Below are 4811 nucleotides of genomic sequence, written 5' to 3'. Positions count from 1 at the left end.
GCCAGCGAGCTGCTGCCCGTGCGCAGGCGGCAGCCGCACGCAGCGCCGAGTAGGCCTGGAAAGCCGATCAAAGGGCAACGCGCGTCGGAAGCCGACCGAAAGCGTCTGGAGAAGGAAGCCGCTGAAGCCCACGTGGCGGCACGCCAGGCACAGGTCGAACAACTCAACGCTCAACTTGCGGCGGCCTACGATCAACACGACAACTTGCTCCAAGCGACCTTGGACGTGCTGCCACGACAGCACTTGTTACTGCTGTACGGGCGATGGCTTTTCGATGGCGACCTGCGCCCGCGAAGCTCGTTCTCCTAGACAAAGAAGCCGTAGTTTGCCCAGATGCATGACCTTCCGGGATCCCTGCGCGGGGCGAAGCTATCTGATCGCGGATGCCCGGCAGCCCTCGAGATTGTTCGAGCACCTGATGGAACACGCCGGCGCTGAAATCACCCTGACGACTTGCCTGCTGGGCCGCTAGCTCAAGGAACCTCAGTATGGCTGTCATCTCGTGGTGCCAATCCTCCACAGGGCTCTCGGGCCATGGGCTCACCTCGCCGACGGGAACACCTTTTCGGAACGGCTTCGGCTTCTCCAGCTCTTGTCGGACTGGCTCTCCGAAAAAGATCAGCGCCGCACACTTTTGCTTGACTTCGTGTTGCCTCTCAGCTGAGTGCTGCCACCTTAGTCCCAGCAATCCAACGATGGCCCGAGGAGGGCTCCCGCGAGTCACACCAATGCAACGCTCCACTCGTTCACGCGGTCCCCGCATCTTCGTCGGGTACTTCACCGGCGACGATCCGCTCAGCAGTAACCCGGTATGCCTGCTCGATGTACTGTTCAAGGTCAGCGGCAGCTACACGCCACAGCCCCTTGCCGCCAATCTGGATCCCTCGCAGTTCGCCAGTCTTCAACAACATCCGCACTGTTGGCAGGCCAACGCATAGCTCTTCGGCTACCTGCTCAATCGTCAAGAACCTCGGCTGCTTTGGTCGCTCAGTCTCACTCACCTGACAACCATAACCACGACGGCAGCCCTCCGCCGGGCAGCGGGGGCCGCAGCCAAGGCCAACGCCTAACCCCGAAGTTCTGACGGGCGGCAGAGAAAAACCCCATCACATCCAACAAGATGTGATGGGGTTTCCCGCGGTGTTAGACGTCAGAGGGTGCTGACGCAGGCGGCGACACTGGCAGCGCCGGGACGGTGACAGCCTGCGGCCCGACGGCCATATGAATGGGCAACGCATCGATTTTCGTCAAGGCACGGGTGATGCCCACACATACCAGGATGTTGCCTACGAGTGCCGCTGCCCACCCAACGAAGGTGAAGGTAATGGCACCGCTGCTGGGGCCGTAATAGCTAGAGCTGTAAGAAATCAACGTCGTGATGGCAAGCAAGCCAATGACCGAGCCAATGATCGACAGGACGACACCGCCAGAAAAGAACCCGGCGGACGGTTCGAACTGCATAATTCCCCTTGATTAGTGCGAATGACTTCGCAAGATTACAGGCAATTTCGGACCCCGCCGGGAATCACGGTGCTAGCCAGCGCGCGTGCCAGGATCGCCTCAAGGCATCCAGGGGAGGTGGCTCTCAAGAGGCCCACCCTGACCGCCGGTCAGGTGAGCAGGAAGTCTGCCGACCGCTCAACCTCAATTTCAAGTCTAAAGGTGGCCCATTCTTGGGCCCTCAAAGGGAAAATGACTAAGCCCAATTCGAGTGCCGGCCCCAGGGTTCGAGCGAGAGTCGACACGCTGACATTGAGCGTGTCTGCAATCAGTCACCACGTTGGCTTGAGGTGTGCCACCGTGCGTGCAGGTGGAACTCCGTCATCACCACTTGACCTGCTTCCCGTTCGGGCGAATGCCGAGTGGGCCGATATTGAGCGTCTGCACCATGTAATCCAGGTCGACCCGCGTGATGAGGAATATTGCAGCGCCCACTGACTCTGGACCGCGGAGAAAACCCGACGTCCCATAATCGGCGGTCCTTCTCGCACTCCGGGCGATTGCTTCCTATGACTGCGAAGGCGCCAGGACTGTCGGTGGGGTGTGCGACTATTGCTTCACGCCGTCCTAGGGCGTCACTTTCATTGAGTATGGGGGAACCATGAAGGTCCATCGCTCCAGCCACGTCCGCACCGCGGCCCTGCCGGGACTGAAATCCAGGCGATTGTCTACGCTGCGGCGGGCGCTCAGTGCATCGGTGGTCGTGGCTGGCCTGCTGCTGACAGGCCTTGCCGTACCCGCCGAAGCAGCAACCGTATACAAGGCCCCGCTGCGCACCGCCGTACGCGGACTCGTCGTCGCGGCCGAGGTCAATACCGGCTATGACCGGGACCGCTATTTCGGCGTCTGGCGGGATACCAACGGGGATTGCCAGAACACGCGCCAGGAAGTCCTCATCCAGGAGTCCAAAGCCGCCGTGTCCTTTACCAGCCGCGGCTGCACGGCCAGCACGGGACGCTGGGTGACCTCGTGGGACAACCGCGTTCACACCTCAGCGTCGACAGTGCAGATCGACCACACGGTCCCGGTCCATGAAGCCTGGGGATCCGGGGCCAGGCACTGGTCCCAGGCCCGGCGCGTGGCCTACTACAACGACCTCGGCGACACCCGCACGCTCAGCGCCCAGACGTCCGCACTGAACTCCTCAAAGCAGGCCAGCGGCCCGGAGGCGTGGATGCCGCCGCAGAACCGCTGCGCGTACATCGGCCAGTGGGTGGCGGTGAAGATCCGCTGGGGCCTGCGCGTCGACAGCACCGAGAAAGCGGCACTGATCCGCTACGCAGACTCCTGCCCCAACATCACACTCACCGTTACCCGCGCCTAAGTCGTCAGACGGCCTTCCCCGCGGCTCCGCCGATGATCCGTGATTGTGCAACAGGCCGTTGCACAATCGCCGCCGTCACCGGCGGCAGGCCGGTTACAGTGGTGCCATGACACTGGGGGACGCGGCCGCGGAGCCGCTGGTACACATCAAAGACTTCCGGATGGACTTCGGGGACACGACGGTCATCAAAGACCTCTCCTTCGACGTCTGCGCGGGGGAAACCTTCGGGTTCCTGGGCAGCAACGGCTCCGGGAAAACCACAACGCTCCGGGCGCTGCTGGGGATCTACCAGCCGACCGCCGGGACCCTCCACGTCGGCGGCAAACCCTTCGCCCCGCAGGACGGGGCCCGCCTCGGCTACCTGCCCGAAGAACGCGGCCTCTACAAGAAAGAGTCTGTCCTGGACGTGATGGTCTACTTCGGCCGGCTCAAAGGCCTGGACAAAACCCGGGCCAAAATCTGGTCCCGGGACTACCTGGAACGGGTCGACCTGGCCGATAAGGCCACGACCCGGCTGGATAAGCTCTCCGGCGGGCAGCAGCAGAAAATCCAGCTCGGCGTGACCATCATGAACGACCCCGAACTGCTGATCCTGGACGAACCGACCAAGGGCTTCGACCCGGTCAACCGGCGCCTGCTCATGGACATCATCGAAGACCAGAAACTCGCCGGCGCGACCGTCATCATGGTCACCCACCAGATGGAAGAGGTCGAACGGCTCTGTGACCGGGTCATCCTGCTCAAAGACGGAACCGCCCGCGCCTACGGCACCGTCTCCGAAGTCCAGGAACAGTTCGGCGGCACCGTCTACCGGCTCACCTACACCGGCACCCTGCCCTCCTCAGCCCTGTATGACATCGTCAGTGCCGGCGGCGGGCACGCCGAGCTCTCCCCCAACCCCGGCGGGGACGAAGCCGCCGTCCTGCGCGAGCTCATCGGCCACGGCGTGGCCGTGAAGTCCTTCACCACCGCGAGGACGTCCCTGGACGAGGTCTTCATCAAGGTCTACGGCGACACCCACGACATGGCGGAGGCATAACCCCATGACACAGAAAACCTCCACCCAGCTCCCCTCCCCCGCCCCGACACCGGCCACCCCGCCGCCCACGCCGAAGCGCCCCTTCGCCGGTCACAACCTCGGCACCGTCGTCGGGTTCGAATTCACCCGCACCGTGAAAAAACGCCGCTTCTGGATCGCCACCCTGGCCATCCCGGTAGTGATGGCGATCGTGTTCGCGCTCATCTACCTCAGCAACTCCTCCACCGCCGCCAGCGCCGACGCGCAGAAGACCGCGGCCCTGTCCTTCACCTACACCGACGCCTCCGGACTCATCACCCCGGCGATCGCCACCGCCATGGGCGGCCGGCAGGCCAGCGACCCGGACAAAGCGCTGCAGGACGTCAAAGACGGGGCAACCGACGCCTACTTCGCCTACCCCGCCGACATCGCCACCCAGCCGGTCAAGGTCTACGGGCAGGATCAGGGGATCTTCGACAACGGCAAATACGACGCCGTCGCCAAACAGCTCCTCACCGCCTCGGCCCAGGCCACGATCGGCTCCCCGCAACTGATGGCCGCGGCCAGCGGCGACGTCAAGACCGAATCCCAGACCTTCAAGGACGGCCAGCCCGCCGGCGGCTTCGGATCCGCCGTCCCGCCGCTGATGTTCCTGCTGATCTTCTACGTCTCGATCATTCTGCTCTCCAACCAGATGCTCAACAGCACCCTGGAAGAGAAAGAAAACCGGGTCACCGAAATGATCCTCACCACGCTGAACCCGACCACCCTGATCATCGGCAAGGTCATCGCCCTGTTCATGGTCGGCCTGGTCCAGATCCTGGTCTTCCTCACCCCCATCGCCGTCGGCTACGCCTTCTTCCGCGACAAACTCGCCATGCCCGACCTGGACCTGTCGACCCTGAGCTTCGAGCCCGGCACCATGCTGGTCGGGGCACTGCTGCTGCTGGGCGGGTTCACCGTCTTCAC

The 4811-nt window shown here is 63.4% G+C and carries 6 protein-coding genes and 1 pseudogene; 5 read left to right on the top strand and 2 right to left on the bottom strand.

Annotated features, from left to right (window positions below):
* Window positions 1–309, top strand: a pseudogene (locus Y706_RS29880) (hypothetical protein); the annotation flags it as partial.
* A gap of 28 nt (window positions 310–337) precedes the next feature.
* Window positions 338–472 (top strand): hypothetical protein, encoded by a 135-nt coding sequence (locus Y706_RS30620; protein WP_275450895.1) that lies wholly within the window; start codon window positions 338–340, stop codon window positions 470–472.
* Window positions 473–746: 274 nt separating this feature from the next.
* Here the strand turns inward: Y706_RS30620 and Y706_RS30615 are convergent, their stop codons facing one another.
* Together Y706_RS30615 and Y706_RS0120900 are read right to left on the bottom strand one after the other, a co-directional pair.
* The gene (locus Y706_RS30615; protein WP_028278110.1) at window positions 747–1001 is read right to left on the bottom strand and encodes a helix-turn-helix domain-containing protein; all 255 of its coding nucleotides are present in this window, start codon (window positions 999–1001) and stop codon (window positions 747–749) included.
* A gap of 142 nt (window positions 1002–1143) precedes the next feature.
* Window positions 1144–1461, bottom strand: coding sequence for a hypothetical protein (locus Y706_RS0120900; protein WP_028278109.1), 318 nt, complete (start codon window positions 1459–1461; stop codon window positions 1144–1146).
* 640 nt (window positions 1462–2101) lie between these two features.
* Here Y706_RS0120900 and Y706_RS0120895 point away from each other — a divergent pair.
* The 3 genes from Y706_RS0120895 to Y706_RS26905 form a co-directional block, all read left to right on the top strand.
* Window positions 2102–2824, top strand: coding sequence for an HNH endonuclease family protein (locus tag Y706_RS0120895; RefSeq protein ID WP_156945217.1), 723 nt, complete (start codon window positions 2102–2104; stop codon window positions 2822–2824).
* 106 nt (window positions 2825–2930) lie between these two features.
* Complete coding sequence (locus Y706_RS0120890; protein WP_028278107.1) at window positions 2931–3863, top strand: ABC transporter ATP-binding protein; 933 nt, start codon at window positions 2931–2933, stop codon at window positions 3861–3863.
* A 4-nt stretch (window positions 3864–3867) separates the two neighbouring features.
* Window positions 3868–4811, top strand: a 944-nt coding sequence (locus Y706_RS26905) for an ABC transporter permease (RefSeq protein WP_084476305.1), incomplete at its 3' end; no start/stop codon positions are given.

Origin of the sequence: Arthrobacter sp. I3 (assembly GCF_000520575.1) — a bacterium.
Lineage (GTDB): Bacteria > Actinomycetota > Actinomycetes > Actinomycetales > Micrococcaceae > Arthrobacter > Arthrobacter humicola_A.
Note: the sequence above shows the minus strand (reverse complement) of the source record. Positions and strands in the feature narration are given on the sequence as shown.

Excerpts from the sequence above, each read along its gene's own strand:
- Y706_RS0120900 (WP_028278109.1), bottom strand. The coding sequence starts at position 1,461 with ATGCAGTTCGAACCGTCCGCCGGGTTCTTTTCTGGCGGTGTCGTCCTG.
- Y706_RS0120895 (WP_156945217.1), top strand. The coding sequence starts at position 2,102 with ATGAAGGTCCATCGCTCCAGCCACGTCCGCACCGCGGCCCTGCCGGGA.
- Y706_RS0120890 (WP_028278107.1), top strand. The coding sequence starts at position 2,931 with ATGACACTGGGGGACGCGGCCGCGGAGCCGCTGGTACACATCAAAGAC.
- Y706_RS30620 (WP_275450895.1), top strand. The coding sequence starts at position 338 with ATGACCTTCCGGGATCCCTGCGCGGGGCGAAGCTATCTGATCGCGGAT.